The organism is Flavobacterium sp. (genome assembly GCF_046153165.1).
Taxonomy (GTDB): domain Bacteria; phylum Bacteroidota; class Bacteroidia; order Flavobacteriales; family Flavobacteriaceae; genus Flavobacterium.
Genome location: NZ_JBJXEN010000120.1, coordinates 1 through 17,929 on the forward strand (window position 1 = coordinate 1; position 17,929 = coordinate 17,929).

The window sequence follows — 17,929 nt, forward strand, 5'->3', positions numbered from 1 at the left end:
CTGCCCATTCTACAATTGTTGGTGAAGATGAAACTTTTACCAGCCTTGAATTCAAAATCAACTTCTTTCGTCCAGTTTGGAAAGATACATTGCGAGCATTTGCATTTCCAGTTCAGTCTGGTAAAACCATTACGGTGTACAATTGTGAGATTAAAAATTCAGAAGGAAAAACAATTGCACTTGCATCTAGTACAGTTATGACATTACGCGGAGACAAAGCCAAAGGCAGATAATAAATATATTACTTTCTGAAAGACCAATAACAACCTTAACAAAATCATGATTGAAAAAATAAAGTACAACGAAAAATTTATGCAAAGAGCAGTTGAGCTTTCACAATTAGCATATAAAAGTGGTAAAGGACTACCTATCGGTTGTGTAATTGTAAAAGATAATAAAATTATTGGTGAAGGTCACAATGAAATTTTTTTTAGAACAAATCCTACCGCACATGGCGAAATGGTAGCTATTGAAAACGCTTGTAAAAATTTAGAAAGTCTATCATTAAGTAACTGTATTATTTATACAACATTAGAACCTTGTCCAATGTGTCTGGCTGCTATTTATTGGTCAAATTTAAAGGCAATTTATTTTGCCAACACTAACGAATTTGCAACAGAAATAGGCTTTAGTGATAGTTTTATTTTTAATGAAATTAAGTTAGATCCAAAAGAAAGAAAAATTCCAATGTTTAATAATCAAAATAAAAATGCTAAAATAATTTTGAAAGAATGGAATGCTGAAGAACTTCCAGCCGAACAACCATGGAAACAACAAAAAAGTAATTTATAAAGCATAATTAATTGAATCCGAAAATTAATCAATTACTGGCCAACCTAAATGAACAAATACATTTCTTAAACCTAGAAATCGATAGCCCTATAATAAAATGTGAAAAAGCTGTAGAAGTAATTTTAGTATCCATAACCAATTTAAAAAAAATAGTTTCAAAATATAACTTTAAATCAGAACTTGAGGAAATCCAATTTTTTAAAGAGGTTAAACCTCAATTTAGTTCTAAGCTAATTTATTATAATATGGTCTATAAAATTGAAATGAAAAGACCTAATGGTGGAAATCGAATTCTAAAAAAATATTACAACAATGAACTTTTAAAATTGAAGGCTTTTTTTGATAACGAACTTGATTTTTATCAATATTACCGTTCTGGAAGTACATATTTAGATTATAAATATTTTCAAAGAGGAAAATTTGATATTAAAATGTCAATAGATAGTTATTATTTTGAAGCTGATACAGAATTTTCTACCTCTCATGATTTTAAAGTTGCAAAAATTTTAGCAAACGATCTAATTCAACTATATATAGAAAATCAATTAGTTATGATTGATAATAAAGATAACTCCGAAAAAACACTTCGTAAGCCAAATATAAGCTTGACTTGGACCAGTTCAAAAGTGGCATTAACAGAATTACTTTATGCATTACATGCTGAGGGTGTTTTCAATAATGGTACAACAGAAATCAAAGACATAGCAACTTATTTAGAATATACTTTCTATTCATACTTAACAAAGGGATGAACAGCGGAAAGCCACAAAAAGAGCCATTTACCAACAGTTTTGTAGTCATTTTTGATCTAGAACAAGACTGCGAAAACCTTTTTTTTATTGCGTACAGTTTATGGCAAACAAAATTCTGGCACCAGTTTTTAGTAGGTTCTGTAATTCCGTTTTTACGACTTAATGATTTCAAAAAGGAGTTTTTTGTTAGGTCTAAAATGATGATGGAAGAACACGAAGCTCACGTAAAACACATTGCAGCTCTAAAACTTTTAGAGCAAAAAGAAAAGCAATTTCAAGAGAATATCAACCTTATCAACGATATGAGAAGAGTAATTTTATATCGTTATTGTAATACAAAATAACCCAGCAGTTGCTGGGTTATTTACTTGTGGACAGTCAGGAATTGAACCTGAGAAGTTAACTGCAATATGTTCATTCTTAATTTTAAATCAATTAGACTTTTTTACTTTTGGTCTGCCCGCGTTAACTCCAATCCACCTTTTCAAAAAAATTCCAATGTCATTCATATCTTCTAGATTTTTAATATAGTTAAAAACTGTTATTCCACCCAGTGCAAACTGGAAAAATGTTGCTGGAGGACATCCAAAAAAAGAAACCGATAAAAAACTAAGTATTACTAGTATTCATAAATTAGTTAATTCAAATATAATAAAAAAATAAAAAAAGTCAAGTCTTTTCAGACATGACTTTCATATTGTTTAACCCAAAGGTCACCACAACTAGGGCTAAACTTATTTTTTGTGCTTCTTGTTAAGGCTTTTAAGTAGTAACGAAATCGTAAAGCTGACAATTGCCCCAATAGAAGCTAATATAATAGTTTTTGCAATATCATCAGAATTTATATTCGGTACTATACTTAAAAAAGTGCCACCAGCAGTTCCCATTAAAGTACTACTATTATTTGCTTCCATCTTTGTCATCTTGAGTTTGTCGAAGGACGCCGTCATCAGTTGTAGTAAGCTGGCTTGTTGCTGTCAAAACTCCTCCAGCAACTGCCATATAACCTCCAATAGTTGTAACTAATACTGGCAAGGCAATTGGAGCAGCTAAAATCGTTCCACCAATAGTAGCCAAAACCAAACCAACATTTCGAAGCACTTTAAAAAACTTTGGAGTAGGAGCTGTAGCTCTATTTACTATTTTTTTCATAATTTATATTTTTTCATTCCAACGAAAATGGGAATCTATTCAACAATCAATTCAACACTTTCTTTATTGTCCAAAGCAGTATAAACAAACGTTTTAAGCTTTTCAAATGCTTTTCTCGACATTAGTCCTAATCCTGGACCAGAAAGTTTTGTCACGGGAGCAATACAACCATTCAATTCTCTTAATGCATTATTAGCAGGATGAAATAAAATAAAACTTCTATTCTCTACATCTAAAACTTCTAAATGCCATTTGAATTTCTGACTATATCGCTTTCTAATAAAATATTTCCCTACCGGAATGCAGGAAACTCTCTTTTCATTATTCTTCCAAGGTAATTCAATCGAATAACAAATAAATTTACCTTCACATTCGAGTTTTCCGTTTGTTCCGTCAGGGAAATAAGTTCTAGTTAAATGAATAACCATTATACACCACCATCAACTTTAGCAAGTGATAAAGGATTATATGCTCCATTTTTCAAAGGATACATTTGTCCATTAATTTCTTGATAAAATTCAACTCCAACAGCCAAAAACAATGGTTTTGTACTTGCTGGAGTTACAGCATTAACTTGGTTTATTGCAGCAGTAGCTGTATTGTCCCAAGGTAAAATCGCAGTTTCAGAACTAGAAACCACAAAAGTTTCCGTTTCAAAATCTACTTCAGCACCTCCAGAGATGATTTTAAAGTGAGTTGTTCCACTTGGAGCTGCAATCATATTCGCTGGGATAAATGAAGCTAAATCCACTTTAATTTCACCAGCAACACGGTCAATGGTTGATACATAAGGAGCAAACAATGAAGTCCCAAGTTTACCACGAATATTGAATTCAAAACCAAATAACAATTCAGCTTCTCCATCAATAACGTTTCTCAAACCTCTATCACTCACTAAATCCGCTTGAATAACTTTCACCATTCTTTGCGTTAAACGACTCACCATTCTACCATCAGCAGAGTTCAATAGTAATGGTCTAAAAGCTGTTCTTAAAAGCTTTCCAGCTTTTCCAGCTCTTCCAAATTCAGAGCCATTCTCACGTGTTCTTTGAAAAGCAGGATCACTAGCAATTCTACTTGCATCAATTCCACCTTTCTCACGAGCCAAATGTCCGTCTTGGGTTTTGTAAAAAGTAATATCTCCGATAGTACCTTTTAATTTAATTATGCCTTTCTGTCTAGCCATAACATTAAAAATTTCATTAATAAATCAGTTAAAAACTCATTCAATCATCATCACGTTGCAACACTTTTAGATTGATTTTAAAACAAAATTTAAACAATAAACAACACCTTCAAAATAATGTGTCACTACATGAGACATTTGTCCGTAATAGACAAAAAAGACTTTAAAACAAGTTCAATTGTCGTTTCTGAACAAGTTCAAATATTATTTAATTTTACACTGTTTAAATTAATTAACCGACTAGTTTTAAGTAATTCAAAGCCTAGTCAAAGGCATAGATAGTGTATGAAATTTGAAAATAAGAGGATTTGTATCTATCCAAAGGATATACAAATCATTACAGGCAAAAAGTTATACTCTCCGCAAAAGAAACCCGAAACGAAAGTTTCGGGTTTTTTGTTTTTAAAGTGTGTCGAAATTCTGTTATTTCATATGATAAATAGGATAGTACCTAAAACTCCAATTCTTCCTATATCTCAAATGATAATTGATAAATACGAAAATAATCCGAAATGTATCAATGAAAACAAACTACTTCCCTATTTTACCATTCACGCATTCAAACCTGCAATTCACTTATTTAAAATTTATAATCCATTAAAAAATATATAAATTTACATTCTAATTTTATTACAAGTGCGATACTTTATAATTGGTTTTATCTTAATTATTCTTCCGAATAGCGGTTTTACACAATCGTTGTATCGTGCTGAAACGATTAAATTCAACCAAGGGTTACCTTCCGATTTTGTGCATAGCACCATCAAAAAAGAAGGCTATTTATATATCGCTACACAGCGAGGTTTGTGCTTGTATGACGGTTATCAGTTTATTAAAAACCCTGAAATCAATTCATCTGTCAATTATTTAGCTTTAAATAAAAATGACTTATACTATTATGATCATAATTTAGGTCTGGTTTGTCTCCCAACTATTTTTGATATTCCAAAGGTTTTTGCAAAAATAAATTTTGAAGATGCGTCACCCTATAATGACCATTATGATAATGTTTATATTGATCAAAAAGGATTGGTTTGGTGTACTGATCAAAATAATATTAAATACTATTCTCCTAGTTCTAAAAAAATAATTTCCTTTCCGTTTGATACTAATTTAGCAGATTCTGAAACAAAGAATATTTTTATAGAACCTAATGCTACCGAAATTTGGATTGCCACCCGAAAAGGGATGTATGTGTGGAATAGAAAAACCAATCGTTTGACGCGACATTTTAATTCCATTTTAAAAAATGAATATTTTGTTTCTGCTGCACTTTCAAAAGACAAACAAAACCTATTTTTTACAAATGAAAAAGGAGTTTTTTATACTTACGCTATTGTGCAAAATACAATTAAGCAAAAAACGATACCAAACCATAAAAACGGTTTTTTTTCTATTGTTAGTCATTTTGAAGATGACAATAAAAATAGCGCAGTTTACAACGAAAATCAATTGTTTTTATTAGATAAAAAAGAGCAACTTCAACCTGTTTTTGAAACTAAAAACAAAATTAATCATGTTTTTTATGATACCGAAACCCATATTTTTTGGATAGCCACTAACCACGGATTGGTAAAATTAACCCCAGAAGACAATAGCATCATTACTTTGAAATCTCCGATTAAAAATCCTAAAACCATAACTTCGATAGTGCAAGACAATAAAGCACAACTTTGGATGTGTAATGGTACTAATTCTATTTATGTATATGCCAAAAATAGTTCAAAAGCCTTTACTTATCCCGATGAATCTGTACAGTTTTCCGAATTATTTATTAGAGAAAATAATCTCATTGCATCTTCCAATAAAGGCGTTTATATACTAAAAGAAAACAATTTAAAACCTCTAATTAAAATAGATATAGGCGTAAAAAAAGCAATAATAGATAATGAAAATCAATTGTGGGTATTGACCAATAAAGGTTCTGTAAGAGTTTACAATTTTTCAACAACTTTACCCAAAGAAAATTTTGTATTGAATCCCTCCAAATACTGGAAAGAAAATCAGTTTAACGACATGGCTATAGCCAAAAATGGCACGGTTTGGTTGGCGAGTTGGATGCCCAAAGACTATGGAATATCTTATTATGAGAACAAGAAAAGGAAGTTTACAGAAATTAACCAATTAAAAGCCTTTAAAAATGAATCGTTATTTATTTCCGACTATTATAACAGAATAGCATTTACCCAAAAAGGGAACATTTTATTTTCGGGTTATGGCGGATGGAATTTGGTCAGTCCACAAGGAAAAATTATTCATTCCCTAAATACTGAAAAGTATAATGTGGCAAACGATCACATAGAAGGAATTGCAGAAGATAACAAAGGAAATATTTGGTTTGCAAGTGCCGAAGGTTTGAATCATTATAATTTCCAAACCGATAAAGTAGCTCGTATTTCACAAATAGACGGACTCGCTACCGATGACCTTATTCATGGTTTTTGTAAACTTTCGGAGAACAAAATTGCTTTAGGGACTAACTTCGGTTGTCAAATAGTTGATTTAAACCAAATTCTTACAACCAAATTAGTCAATAAACTAAAAATTACAGTTGTAAAAAAAGATGGCAAAATACTACCACATACGAACAACAATATAAATTTGAATTATGATTTTACAGAATTAGACTTCTTTTTCTCAGCATTGTCTTTTTCTGAAAAAGAAAAAATTATTTATCGATACAAATTCGACACCGATACAACATGGAATTATCTAGGAACCAATCCTAAATTATCTTTGGTAAAATTATCTCATGGAAAATACAACATAACCGTTGCTGTTGGAGATAATTTAGGCAATTGGCAATCCAAAACATTACAAATAGCTTTAACAATAACACCTCCTTTTTACAAAACGTTTTGGTTTATTGGACTGGTTATTGTGCTTCTTCTGATAATAGCCTATTTTATAAGTCGTTATTTTATTAATCAGGAAAAAATAAAAGGAATACTAAAAAGCAATATTAAAGAAGCCGAAATGCAAACGTTACGTTCCCAAATGAATCCACATTTTATGTTCAATTCTTTAAATTCCATTAATAGCTACATCATTCAAAATAAATCGAACGAAGCAAGTAAATATTTAAGTACTTTTTCCAAACTGATGCGAAGTATTTTGGACAATTCTAAACATCTCACCATTCCGTTAGACAAAGAAATCAAAACGTTAGATTGGTACTTGCAACTCGAAGCCGTTCGGTTAGAACATAAATTTATTTACACTATTCATTGTTCGGACGAAATTGACCGAGAAACCGTTCAAATTCCACCATTAATTATTCAACCTTTTGTGGAAAATGCTATTTGGCATGGTATTCAAAATAAAAGTAGCAAAGGACATATTGTTATTCAAATCGATATAGATGAAGCTGAAATTTTAAAAATCAGTATTACCGATGACGGCATTGGCAGAACGGCATCGGCACTATTAAAGAAAAATCAAACCACACATAAATCTTATGGTATTGATATTACTATCAATAGATTACAAATGTTAGATCCCACTAATTCGATTAATATTATCGATTTGTATGACGATACAAACCAATCCAAAGGAACACAAGTACTACTAACTATATCTTGTTAAAAATGATAAAAGCAATAATTATAGATGACGAAAAACATTGTATCATTACATTAGAACATGTATTAAAACAAAATAAAAATGTAACGGTCGTTGCTACCACTCAAGACAGTACAAAAGCCAAAGCGCTGATAGAAGAGCATCAACCCGACTTGGTTTTTCTAGATATTGAAATGCCAAAAATGAACGGATTTGATGTCATTGCACAATTTAATCCAGTTCCTTTTAAAGTCGTTTTCACTACAGCTTATGACCAATACGCTTTGAAAGCCCTTCGATTGAATGCTTTAGATTATCTATTAAAACCCATAGATGAAGATGAAATTGCGATTGCTTTGGATAAATTTAAAAACCAAGAATCAGCCATTACGACCGAACAAGTGCAAAATTTACATTTGTTTACCAATGGAAAATTACAAGATACCATTGCGCTTTCTACCCAAGAAGGATTGTTGTTTGTAAAAATTGACGACATTATGTATCTAGAAGCCAGTAGCAATTATACGATGATTGTCATGCATGATAAATCGAAACATTTGGCTAGTAAAACACTTGCCACTTTTGAAGATGTATTACAAGATAATACCTTGTTTTTTAGATCCCATAAGTCACATATTGTAAATTTAAAATTTATCAAACAATATATTCGTGGAGATGGAGGCGAACTCATCATGCTGGATGGAAAAAATATTCCATTAAGTCGAACCAAAAAACAAGAATTTTTAGATTTATTTACCAGAGTATAAAAATATAGCAGTTCACTAACTCAAACACGCCGTTCACGTATTCCTAAAATAAAAAAGGAAATGTGCTGAATATCTTTGAAGTATAAATAAACTTTAAAAGATATGAAAACAATTCACAACACATTTTTAACAAGTATCAGAGTATTAGCAGTAACTCTTATTTTTATTTCTTGTAGTAAACCCGAAGACGGCGCAGCTGGACCAACAGGAACTGCCAATGTCATTTATAGCAACTGGGCTAGTGCTCCAGTAGCGACAGCAACAACTATTGATGGTACAAATGGTAATACTACATCAATTGCCGCCACGCAACTAAGTCAAGAAATTTTAGATAAAGGAACGGTTTTAGTATATGGGAAATTCTCTACAACAGTTTTTCCATTACCTTATGTTTCAACTGCAGGAGGAAGCGCTAACACACTTACTTATTTTCCAGAATTAAACAATATCAAATTATTTCGATTTAAGCACGATGGCTCTGGTGGTGTTTCAATTTCAACATCCGTTCAGTTTCGCTACATTCTCATTCCAGGAGGTACACCTGTTGCAACAGGCAAACAAGCACAACCTGACTTCAAAAAAATGAGCTATGCTGAGGTTTGCAAATATTGTCAAATTCCCGAATAAATAAAATCTTCCCTTTTGCTATTAGTAGGTAGCAAAGGGGATTTCATTTTAACTAAATTAAAAACTATGAAAACAAAAACTACACAAAAAATCTTTCTTCTTACCTTTTTCTTCTTTTTTCTAGCTGGAAATGCTCAGCTGGTAAACAGAGCTTTAGTAGTTCCAAAGTTTGGTACTAATGCAGGAAATAATACCGTAAAAACTTATTTTCCGACTTCTGCTACAACAATTGTAGAAAACCCTGCTTATACAATAAATTTTAGCACACTACCTAATGGATTAGCAACAAATGCAAGCCCAAACTGTACTGCGATGTTTGGTGACGATTTGTTTGTCAGTTTAACAAATGCAAACCAACGTATTTATCGTTTTCCCAGTTATGGAACTGATCCTTCAAATGCCATTACCAATGTTTCTCAAGTAGCCAATTTTAGTAGCGATTATGTGGGATTAGCTTTTGATGCAACAGGGAATTTATACGTTTCTGAAGGTTCTTGGGCAAATACTACTATTTTTAAATATACAGTAGCTTCTAATTATGCCACTCGTATAGATTTGGGTAATGGAGGAGTTACTTCCTATTTCGGAAATATAACGTTCGACAACTCAGGAAATCTTTGGGCTTCAGATTATTTAAACAATAGAGTAATTGCTATAAAAGTAGCCGATTTGACTACTGTTTCTGCACCATTTCGTTCCTTTTATACTAATTCATTGAATTGGAATACAAATGCAGGACATAATGAAAATATGAATGGTACTTTGCAAGCCAAAGTAATAACGACTGCATTTTCGCAACCCGAAGGTGTCGCTTTTGATAGCGTCGGACGATTGTGGGTTGCCAATAATAACGATTCTGGATCTAATGCTGCACCAACATTAGTGCGTATTTCGACAGTTCAACAAGCAGCTATTTTGGCACTTGGACCAAACGCAAGTATCAATGCAGATCCTAATATGAGTAATAGTATTAATGGTTTTCAAATTTGGAACTTACCAACAGCTAATCCTGTGGTTGTAGGTACTGGACAACTGGGAGGCCTGCAAATTGATAAAGCCATAGATAGAATTTATGTTAATGACGAAAATAACGGGGCGGGAATGTGGTTTGATATTGCTACATTAAGCTCGATTGTAGACAATTACAATGCTTTTAAACTAAACATCACTTCGACAAATCCAGGAAACGGAGGGATTTATTTGGCTACAAGCACCCAAATTTTAGGGAGAAACGACAATCAATTGGCAACAACTTCTATTGCATTATACCCAAATCCTTCTAACGGCGTTTTTAATATTGATACTACCCAAAATAGTATAAAAATAACCGCTTTTGATGTTTTAGGAAAAGAAATACCAGCGAAAATACTTACCAATAATCAATTTTTTATAGAAAAATCAGGCATTTATTTCTTGAAAATACAACTGGAAAACGGTACGATTTTAAATAAAAAAATAATAATCAAATAAATGAAAAATATGAAATCGCCATTAGTAACAAGTTTGCGCAAGTAAACACCCATAAATAAAAGACTATAACATATATAATTGCTTATAAATAAATTTGAAACACATGAAAACAAAAGAGACAAGTTTTCTCATTTTTTGGATAATTATGACTTTCTCATGCCAATTGTATTCTCAATCTAAAGCAGATTGTAATACCCTTTTTATGTGTATTGCAAAAGATGATTTTGATGCGTTATTTTCCAATTCATTTGTAAAAGACACTTTGTTTTTTTGCAAAGAAAACACCACTAAAACATCAACTGACGAGTATTCTGGAAAATATTTTATTGGCGAATTTGCTACAATAGAATTTTTGCAACCTTCTGAAAAAAATAAATTTGGAGATCATTTGAATGATATTGGCATCGAATTCAAATCGAGAAAAATAGGCATTTTGGATAGCTTAAAAAATATAAATTCTAAAGTAGAAATTGAAAAAGTATATCTAGAATCGGATACCGAAAAATTCTTGTGGTATGATGCCTTAAAATTAAAAGAAAATAAAACCAATTTGGAATTTTCTATTCTTGAATACAGTGCAGAATATCTTAAAACGCTAGGTTTTACGGATGAAGAATGTCAGAAAACAATTTCGCCAACCGATTTCAATAAAATTGTTTATGGAAATCACAATTATCCTAGAAAATTCAAATCCATAAAATCTATTAAACTAGAAGTGAATGAAATAGGGTTAAATTATTTAAAACAACTGGCTTCAAATTTTGATTTCAGCTTCAATAAAAATTACATTCAATGTAATGATTTTAGAATTTATTATAAAGTGAAGAAAAAAATTGACAAAACGCTTCTAAAAACAATTGAAATCAATCTGACTGATAGTTTACCAAGCAAAACAAGCCTGATTTCGCCCAATATTACAGTGTCCATTTCAAATAATACAGCCCAACTTTTATTTAAACACTAAAAAAATGAAAAAAATAGTTTTACTCTCGTTTTTGTTATCCGTTCAAATTGGAATGGCTCAAAAAAAATGGTTCAATACTTATGTTGATTCTATTGCTCTAGTTAAAGAGGCACAATTAATAACCCAATCTTTTACCAAGGACATTAAAAAAAGCAATAAAAATCTTAAATATGAGATAAAAACGGTACTGCATACCACACCTTATTTAATTTATTTTTATAAAGACGCTGCCAACATTCCGCTTTGGGAACAAGTGATTCCAGAACAAAAACAATTTTTTTATGAAATTGCAGGAAGCGAAGCAGAGGGCAAAAAAATCTTCGGATTATTTTTCAACGGATTTTACCTACCTCACGAATTGGGTCATGCCTACGAATTTGCGCTAAAAGGAGAAACAAACGGTTCTTACAAAGGAGAATATTTTGCCAATACCGTTGCCATTTTATGGTGGAAAAAACACCATCGAAACAAAGAACTAAAACAATGTTATGAAGCTGCAAAAAAAATGTGGGCAAAATTACCCAATCCTGTTCCTGAAGGTTCTACTATGGAAGATTATTTTAGTAAAAACTACGAAGAAGCCTCTGCAAATCCTTATGTGTATGGTTATATGCAGTTCAAGCAGTTTATAGAAATTTATGAAGATAAAAATTTGCCCGATTTTGATACATTTATAAAAACAACTTACTAAAAACTAATTTTTTTTATTTTAGGAAATAAAAAAGGAGCAATTTTGAATAAAAAAATTATAAAAAAATGAAGATAAAAAAAATAACAATACTAGCTGCAATTCTTCTACATCTAAATTCCTTTTCGCAAACTACACTAAAAGTAGTAGGTAGGAATTTAACCTTAACTACTGGGCAAACCGTTGTGTTGCGAGGTGTCAATTATCCCATTATTAACGAAGGCGCTATTTCGTTAAGCAACCCAGCACAATACCAATCCTACATCGATCAAGTAGCACAAACAGGAGCAAATGCTATCCGGATTCCGTGGTACACTAGCGGGCAAAGTTGGAGAGATCAGCCTGCAAATGGGGGAGTTGCAGGCACGGTCAATGGTTATGTAACGGGTGGTCATTTAAACAATATAGTTGCTTATTGCATCACCAAAGGAATGATCCCTATACTAAGTATTCACGATGATAGTTATATTACTTGTAATACAGATTGGAATTATTTCAATACCACTGTCATGAATTTTTGGACTAGTCCAGCTGTTTTGAGTATGATAGAAACGAATAAAGCTAAAATAATCATCAATCTAGCCAACGAATTTGATTATGTTCGATGGACAGGAAATCAAGCAACCGCTTTAAATAATTTTAAAAACAATTATATCGCAGCCATTACTACTTTGCGAAATGCAGGCGTAACTGTTCCGATTATGATAGATGCGCCTGATTGCGGACAATCATCAACAGAACTATTATCAATAGCTGCCAATATGAATACTAATGATCCGCAACATAATCTTATTTTTTCATCTCACGCGTATTGGGGTGGTTATGCCTCAACGCTGGCTCAAGTACAAACAAAACTGAACGAGGCTCAAACTGCCAATGTGTGTTTCGTTCTAGGAGAAATTGCAAACAATCAAGACGATGCTAGTTGTGGCGATTTTGGCTTATACACTTTATACCCTCAAATTCTAACCGAAGCTTGTAGCAGAAATATTGGCTGGCTAGCATGGGATTTTAATCACGATTGCACACAATATAGTGCGGCACATAACAGCACCACTTATAGAGTGATGAGTACTACAAGCAATACAAATAATCTAACCACTTTTGGGAATGATATTATAAACAATGTCAATTATGGTCTAAAATCTATAAACGGTTGTGGTGCGATGAATTTATTATCCAATACAGATTTTGCCATAAATAGCATAGATATAAGTATTTATCCTAATCCATCACAAAACATTTTTCATATAAAGACAACTCAAAAAATAACTAAAATTGCTGCTTTTGATGTTTTAGGGAAGCAAATTGAAATAAACCCTATTTCAGAAGACCAATTTTATATAAAAAGAACAGGAATTTATTTACTTAAAATAGAATTAGAAAATGGAAGTTTAATCAATAAAAAAATAATTATTGAATAGAGGAGTAAGTCTTAAAAACCTAATAGAGAAAACTTTTGATGTAAAAATTGAAAGTTTTTTTGTTTTATAACTGTTTACTAACTCAATCCATCCATTCGCTCATTTATACATTAAACCCGCTAGATATTATTTCATATTTGTTCTATAATTAAATAAACTAAATGATGAAAAAAGCAATTCTACTACTTACTCTAGCGAGTATCTGTTTGTTTTCCTGTTCTAAAAAAGAGGAGGAGCAAGCTCCATTATCAACCACAAACGATGGAGGAAAAATAACCTATACCATGCTTGGGCAAACTTTTACAACAACCGATTTTATAATGGTTGCCATTAGTAATTATAAATTTAAATGGGTTTCCGATAAAAATTTCACAACCAAAGTTGGAGATCAAACACCAATCGCTTTTGTCGTTGGTGCAACGGATAACAATCAGAATGCCACATTTACGCCAAATGGTATAAGCTACTCTTGTACAAGAATGATGAAAGTAACCATCGATTACTATGATGGTAAAACAGTAAAAGGAAGTTTTACAGGAAACGTTTATTTAAATGGAGTAGCAACAAATCCAGCAATTCCAGTTACTGGAACTTTTGAAAGTAATAGCTTATAAAAAACCATAAATTAAAAAGCAATGAAAACAATCTTAAAAACAACGCTTATAGCAGCAGCATTTTTTTTAATGTCTTGTTCAAAAGATGATGATAATAATACGGCAATAACAAAAGGCGGCAACATCACTTACACAGTAGATGGAACTACAACCAAAATTGAGAATGGCATTTTAACAGCAATTCTTGACAACGGAACTACAATAGGAGATATTGTCAATAGTGATGGTAAAACAAGAATTGGTGATGGATCTGCAAAGCTGTTTACTGTAGGAACTCCAATTACTGGAATAGCAATTACTATTCAAATTAATGGTTTGCAATGGGTACGCAAGGCATCGGCAAACACTATGACTATTACTTTTTATGACGGTACAACAGTAAAAGGAACATTTTCGGGACAAGTGGCTAACAATGCTTCTGGGTCTTATGTCTATAAAAATATTTCAGGAACTTTTGAAACGAATGATATAACCAAAATGTAATAGTTATGAAAATCACAAAAATATTATTTATAGTGCTATTTACTTTTCAATTAGTGAGTTGTCAAACTAAAAAAGCAACGGTAGATTCTACTAAAATTGAAAAGAAAGCAGAGAAAAAAGTATCAAAATATGCTGAAGGCAAAATGACCAATGGTACTTATTTTATTATTAATACAAGCGAAAATTTAGCATTAGAGCCTTATCAAAGACAATATGGATCATTAACCGATTTGAATCTTGCGAAACTAGACAATTCAGCGATACAAAAATGGGTGATAAAAGAGAATATAAATCCCAAAACTAAAAAACCAAATGGGACATTTTCAATTTATTTATTTGTAGACGAAACCAATGCTATTGCCAATAAATATAACAATCCTAGACTGGGAAAAATAAAAGAATATCCCAAAGATAGTTTTGTGATAGCATATAATGAAACTGAAAAATCTTATATAATTAAAAGCAATGCTGCAAAAGGCGATTGTATGGGTAAAAAAGACGGACGATTTGCCAAATACATTCCAAACGATGGAAGCCAAGCAGTTTTATGGAAATTTTTAAAAACAGAATAATATTATGAAAAAACAATTTTTACTCCTAATTTCTATACTGGTATTATCGTGTTCAAAAAATGACGACAGTGCTATTTCTAATCCCATTACTCCAATAGCAACAGTTACATCAAAAACAGTTATAGCAACAGGTTTTAATTATAAGGAATTCTATCAAGAAACGGCCAATTCTTCTACTAGAAAAGGACTAATCATCTTGGCGGTTGGCGATGGCAGTACTGAAAATGATGGAACACTAAACGAGCAATGTACAGCCTTAGCAAAGGAGGGTTATGTTGCCATTACCACATCATACAGATCACTAAACGGAACATGGGATCAGCAAGGCGCTAGTTTTAAAGCCGATATAGAAAATGTGATTACCAATGCTGGAACTTGGTATAATATTCCTAGAAGCAAGACTATTTTAGGAGGATTATCACGAGGTGGGAATATGACTATGGCACTTATTTTACCAAATGGTCAATTTGTAGGAACAACTTCGTTTGCAGGAATAAAAGGAGCTATTTTTCAGTGCTCTGGTGGAGATAACTGGAAAGGTTCCGCCGTATTATTTCCAGTAGCTTGGATGTCTAATAAGAATGACCCAACTATGGGGGTTGCAGATGGTAATGATTTTAAAAATGGTTTACTTAATAATTTAAACCCAAATGTAAGCTCACAAAGCGAATGCTTAGTTTACAATTCGACAGGACATTGTTCAGACATTAGTGGTAACAAAGATTTTATTGTAAGAAAAGTAAAAGAATGGTTGCCATAATATATTATTCAGATTGCTAACAAAGAAATCCTTTCTCTACAAAAGAAAACCCGAAACGAAAGTTTCGGGTTTCTTGTTTTAATAAGATGTTGAAATGCTGTTTTTGTAAACCCCATTTCTACTATTTACTTACAACGTGTTTTTGTAGTCTGTAACGCCTGTAATAAAAACATCTACTTCAGCTATTTCCTTGTTAATGCGTTCTAATTCTAGTTCTCTTTCTAGTAATGCTATAGAGCCATAACTTTCTTTTTTATTTACCAATAAGAACTTTTTGTACTCCAATCTGGTTTTCTTTTTTTTGTAATCTTCTTTGGTAGTTCCCTCAGGTAAAGAATTAATTGCAATCTCTGTGGCGGCAATCTCTGCGTTTACCCCTTGTAGGATAGCTTCTACTTCTACTGAAGTTTCACCATAATTTGTAGTAATTCGATTTATCGTATAATGCTTATACGCCAAATCAGATTTTTCTCTTTCTGCCCATGTTAATAATACATCGCAATCGGCCACTGTGGTAATTCTGTTTAATGAATACATAATAATATAATTTAATGATTAATAATATTCTTACATTTCCAAATAGAATGCCAAAGATTACGGGCTATGCGGCGGTTTTATTTTTTTAACATTTTGTAAGAAAATATATCATTTAAAAAACATTTTTAACTATTTGATTTACAGATCGGTCGAATGTTCTTTTATTTTTTGCACCAAACTGTATTTTAACATTTCGTAACTTTCCTTTTTCAGTTTCATTTCCAGTAAGCGAGACGAACTGTGCTTATGTAAGGTATTCGTTGCTCTTGTTTTGATGCTATTTGCCAAACTGATAGTGAATTCATTTTCGGATTGCGATTCTAAATAATGTACAACTTCTAGCGCTGCAAAGCATTCTATTCGTATATTTTCTATTGCGATTATTTTGCGTTCTAGGTATTTTTGCTTGTGGTCTATGGCTTTATATTCTCGCTTTAGCCATTCTTTTTCACTTTTTTTTTCTTTTTCGGCCATCTTGATGCTTTCGGGAGAAACAGATTTGGCTTTTTGCGTGTTAGATAATAAAGCCGCTAATTGTTGCTTTGCGGCAAGTGGAATATCACGTTTTCCAGATTTATACATAGACCACTGACTTTCCGTTATTCCCAACAACATGGACATTTCTTCTTGAGATAAACCTATTAGGTTTTTTATAGTGGTAGTATCTTTCATCTGTGTTTATTTTTTTACTTTGAAAAAATAAACACAAAAACTGTGCTTTTTTTTTCAAAATGAAAATTTTAACACAAAATATGTGTTTATTTTTTTAAAATGAAAATTTTAACACACAATTATTTTAACCCTCATGGCGAAGCTATCTAACTAAATTTAGTGATTGTTTAGGAGTTTTTTTATGAGTAAGTTTGGAAAACTATATAATAATTTCTTAAGACTAATGAAATTCAACGAAGATTCTAGAGTAAAAATCCCTACCATATTGCATTTGATGCGATTAGGTTATGAATATTTGTCTTTAAATAGTCAAAAATGGGATCAGTCTATTAATATTTTTACTGATATTTTTAATCAAAGTATTAAAAGACTAAATCCAGAAATGAATGATGGTGATGTCTCTAGATTTTATGATGAAGTTGCTCTTTGTTTAGAAAATGAAGATTTAGGAAAAGTTTTCTTTGAAAAACTAACTAATAAATCGGGAATCAGATTAATCGATTTTGAGAATTTTGAAAATAATACTTTCAATGTTGTTACTGAGTTAACTTGTAAAAAAGATGACGAAGAATTCCGACCTGATATTACGCTTTTAATAAATGGTATGCCATTGGTTTTTATTGAAGTTAAAAAACCAAATAATCAAGATGGTATTTTAGCAGAACATAAACGCATCCAATCACGTTTTCAAAATAAGAAATTCAGAAAGTTTGTCAATATTACTCAGTTAATGGTTTTTTCCAATAATATGGAGTATGACAATAGTTCACCTACACCAATTGAAGGTGCTTTTTATGCAACTGCCTCTTATGATAAACCATCCTTTAATTATTTTAGAGAAGAAGATAAATTCGATTTGAATACCATCCTTTCAGATTTAGATGAAGCCAAAGAGAACTATGAGATCG

22 protein-coding genes are annotated in these 17,929 nt (G+C 31.7%); 16 read left to right on the forward strand and 6 right to left on the reverse strand.

Annotated elements, in window-relative coordinates:
- The 4 genes from ACKVOV_RS13855 to ACKVOV_RS13870 form a co-directional block, all read left to right on the forward strand.
- The coding region (locus tag ACKVOV_RS13855) for a PaaI family thioesterase (protein WP_409207350.1) at positions 1-233 on the forward strand (233 nt) is incomplete at its 5' end.
- 46 nt (positions 234-279) lie between these two features.
- Positions 280-792: a nucleoside deaminase gene (locus ACKVOV_RS13860; RefSeq protein ID WP_409207351.1), complete on the forward strand. Its 513-nt coding sequence runs from the start codon at positions 280-282 to the stop codon at positions 790-792.
- 245 nt (positions 793-1,037) lie between these two features.
- Positions 1,038-1,544: an RteC domain-containing protein gene (locus tag ACKVOV_RS13865; protein ID WP_409207352.1), complete on the forward strand. Its 507-nt coding sequence runs from the start codon at positions 1,038-1,040 to the stop codon at positions 1,542-1,544.
- On the forward strand, positions 1,541-1,888 hold the full coding sequence (locus tag ACKVOV_RS13870; protein WP_409207353.1) for a DUF6943 family protein: 348 nt from the start codon (positions 1,541-1,543) through the stop codon (positions 1,886-1,888). Before ACKVOV_RS13865 ends, ACKVOV_RS13870 begins: the two co-directional genes overlap by 4 nt.
- A 390-nt stretch (positions 1,889-2,278) precedes the next feature.
- Here ACKVOV_RS13870 and ACKVOV_RS13875 read toward each other — a convergent pair whose 3' ends face one another.
- From ACKVOV_RS13875 to ACKVOV_RS13890, 4 genes are read right to left on the reverse strand one after another with little or no spacing between them, the layout of a single operon-like run.
- Positions 2,279-2,458, reverse strand: coding sequence for a hypothetical protein (locus tag ACKVOV_RS13875; protein ID WP_409207371.1), 180 nt, complete (start codon positions 2,456-2,458; stop codon positions 2,279-2,281).
- On the reverse strand, positions 2,445-2,696 hold the full coding sequence (locus tag ACKVOV_RS13880; RefSeq protein WP_409207354.1) for a hypothetical protein: 252 nt from the start codon (positions 2,694-2,696) through the stop codon (positions 2,445-2,447). The genes ACKVOV_RS13875 and ACKVOV_RS13880 overlap by 14 nt, the downstream gene beginning before the upstream one ends.
- A 35-nt stretch (positions 2,697-2,731) precedes the next feature.
- A complete protein-coding gene (locus tag ACKVOV_RS13885) occupies positions 2,732-3,124 on the reverse strand; it encodes a DUF5675 family protein (protein WP_409207355.1) in 393 nt (130 codons plus the stop codon).
- Entirely contained in the window at positions 3,124-3,882 is a 759-nt protein-coding gene (locus tag ACKVOV_RS13890) for a hypothetical protein (RefSeq protein ID WP_409207356.1), read from the reverse strand. Before ACKVOV_RS13890 ends, ACKVOV_RS13885 begins: the two co-directional genes overlap by 1 nt.
- A 636-nt stretch (positions 3,883-4,518) precedes the next feature.
- Between ACKVOV_RS13890 and ACKVOV_RS13895 the strand changes: the two genes are divergently transcribed.
- The 11 genes from ACKVOV_RS13895 (at position 4,519) to ACKVOV_RS13945 (ending at position 15,812) form a co-directional block, all read left to right on the forward strand.
- Positions 4,519-7,467, forward strand: coding sequence for a histidine kinase (locus tag ACKVOV_RS13895; protein WP_409207357.1), 2,949 nt, complete (start codon positions 4,519-4,521; stop codon positions 7,465-7,467).
- 2 nt (positions 7,468-7,469) lie between these two features.
- On the forward strand, positions 7,470-8,210 hold the full coding sequence (locus tag ACKVOV_RS13900; RefSeq protein WP_409207358.1) for a LytR/AlgR family response regulator transcription factor: 741 nt from the start codon (positions 7,470-7,472) through the stop codon (positions 8,208-8,210).
- A gap of 102 nt (positions 8,211-8,312) precedes the next feature.
- Entirely contained in the window at positions 8,313-8,837 is a 525-nt protein-coding gene (locus ACKVOV_RS13905; RefSeq protein ID WP_409207359.1) for a hypothetical protein, read from the forward strand.
- 66 nt (positions 8,838-8,903) lie between these two features.
- A complete protein-coding gene (locus tag ACKVOV_RS13910; RefSeq protein WP_409207360.1) occupies positions 8,904-10,307 on the forward strand; it encodes a T9SS type A sorting domain-containing protein in 1,404 nt (467 codons plus the stop codon).
- 103 nt (positions 10,308-10,410) lie between these two features.
- Positions 10,411-11,271, forward strand: coding sequence for a DUF5829 family protein (locus ACKVOV_RS13915; RefSeq protein ID WP_409207361.1), 861 nt, complete (start codon positions 10,411-10,413; stop codon positions 11,269-11,271).
- 4 nt (positions 11,272-11,275) lie between these two features.
- The gene (locus ACKVOV_RS13920) at positions 11,276-11,962 is read left to right on the forward strand and encodes a hypothetical protein (RefSeq protein ID WP_409207362.1); all 687 of its coding nucleotides are present in this window, start codon (positions 11,276-11,278) and stop codon (positions 11,960-11,962) included.
- A 65-nt stretch (positions 11,963-12,027) separates the two neighbouring features.
- A complete protein-coding gene (locus ACKVOV_RS13925) occupies positions 12,028-13,383 on the forward strand; it encodes a cellulase family glycosylhydrolase (protein WP_409207363.1) in 1,356 nt (451 codons plus the stop codon).
- Positions 13,384-13,547: 164 nt separating this feature from the next.
- On the forward strand, positions 13,548-13,997 hold the full coding sequence (locus tag ACKVOV_RS13930) for a hypothetical protein (protein WP_409207364.1): 450 nt from the start codon (positions 13,548-13,550) through the stop codon (positions 13,995-13,997).
- A 21-nt stretch (positions 13,998-14,018) separates the two neighbouring features.
- Complete coding sequence (locus tag ACKVOV_RS13935) at positions 14,019-14,480, forward strand: hypothetical protein (RefSeq protein ID WP_409207365.1); 462 nt, start codon at positions 14,019-14,021, stop codon at positions 14,478-14,480.
- Positions 14,481-14,485: 5 nt separating this feature from the next.
- The gene (locus ACKVOV_RS13940) at positions 14,486-15,052 is read left to right on the forward strand and encodes a hypothetical protein (RefSeq protein WP_409207366.1); all 567 of its coding nucleotides are present in this window, start codon (positions 14,486-14,488) and stop codon (positions 15,050-15,052) included.
- Positions 15,053-15,056: 4 nt separating this feature from the next.
- The gene (locus tag ACKVOV_RS13945; RefSeq protein WP_409207367.1) at positions 15,057-15,812 is read left to right on the forward strand and encodes a hypothetical protein; all 756 of its coding nucleotides are present in this window, start codon (positions 15,057-15,059) and stop codon (positions 15,810-15,812) included.
- 129 nt (positions 15,813-15,941) lie between these two features.
- Here ACKVOV_RS13945 and ACKVOV_RS13950 read toward each other — a convergent pair whose 3' ends face one another.
- Positions 15,942-16,349, reverse strand: a complete 408-nt coding sequence (locus tag ACKVOV_RS13950; protein ID WP_409207368.1) for a hypothetical protein — start codon at positions 16,347-16,349, stop codon at positions 15,942-15,944.
- 138 nt (positions 16,350-16,487) lie between these two features.
- Complete coding sequence (locus ACKVOV_RS13955) at positions 16,488-17,021, reverse strand: helix-turn-helix domain-containing protein (protein WP_409207369.1); 534 nt, start codon at positions 17,019-17,021, stop codon at positions 16,488-16,490.
- Between the two features lie 223 nt (positions 17,022-17,244).
- Between ACKVOV_RS13955 and ACKVOV_RS13960 the strand changes: the two genes are divergently transcribed.
- Positions 17,245-17,929: type I restriction endonuclease (locus ACKVOV_RS13960; RefSeq protein ID WP_409207370.1), on the forward strand; the 685-nt coding region annotated here is incomplete at its 3' end.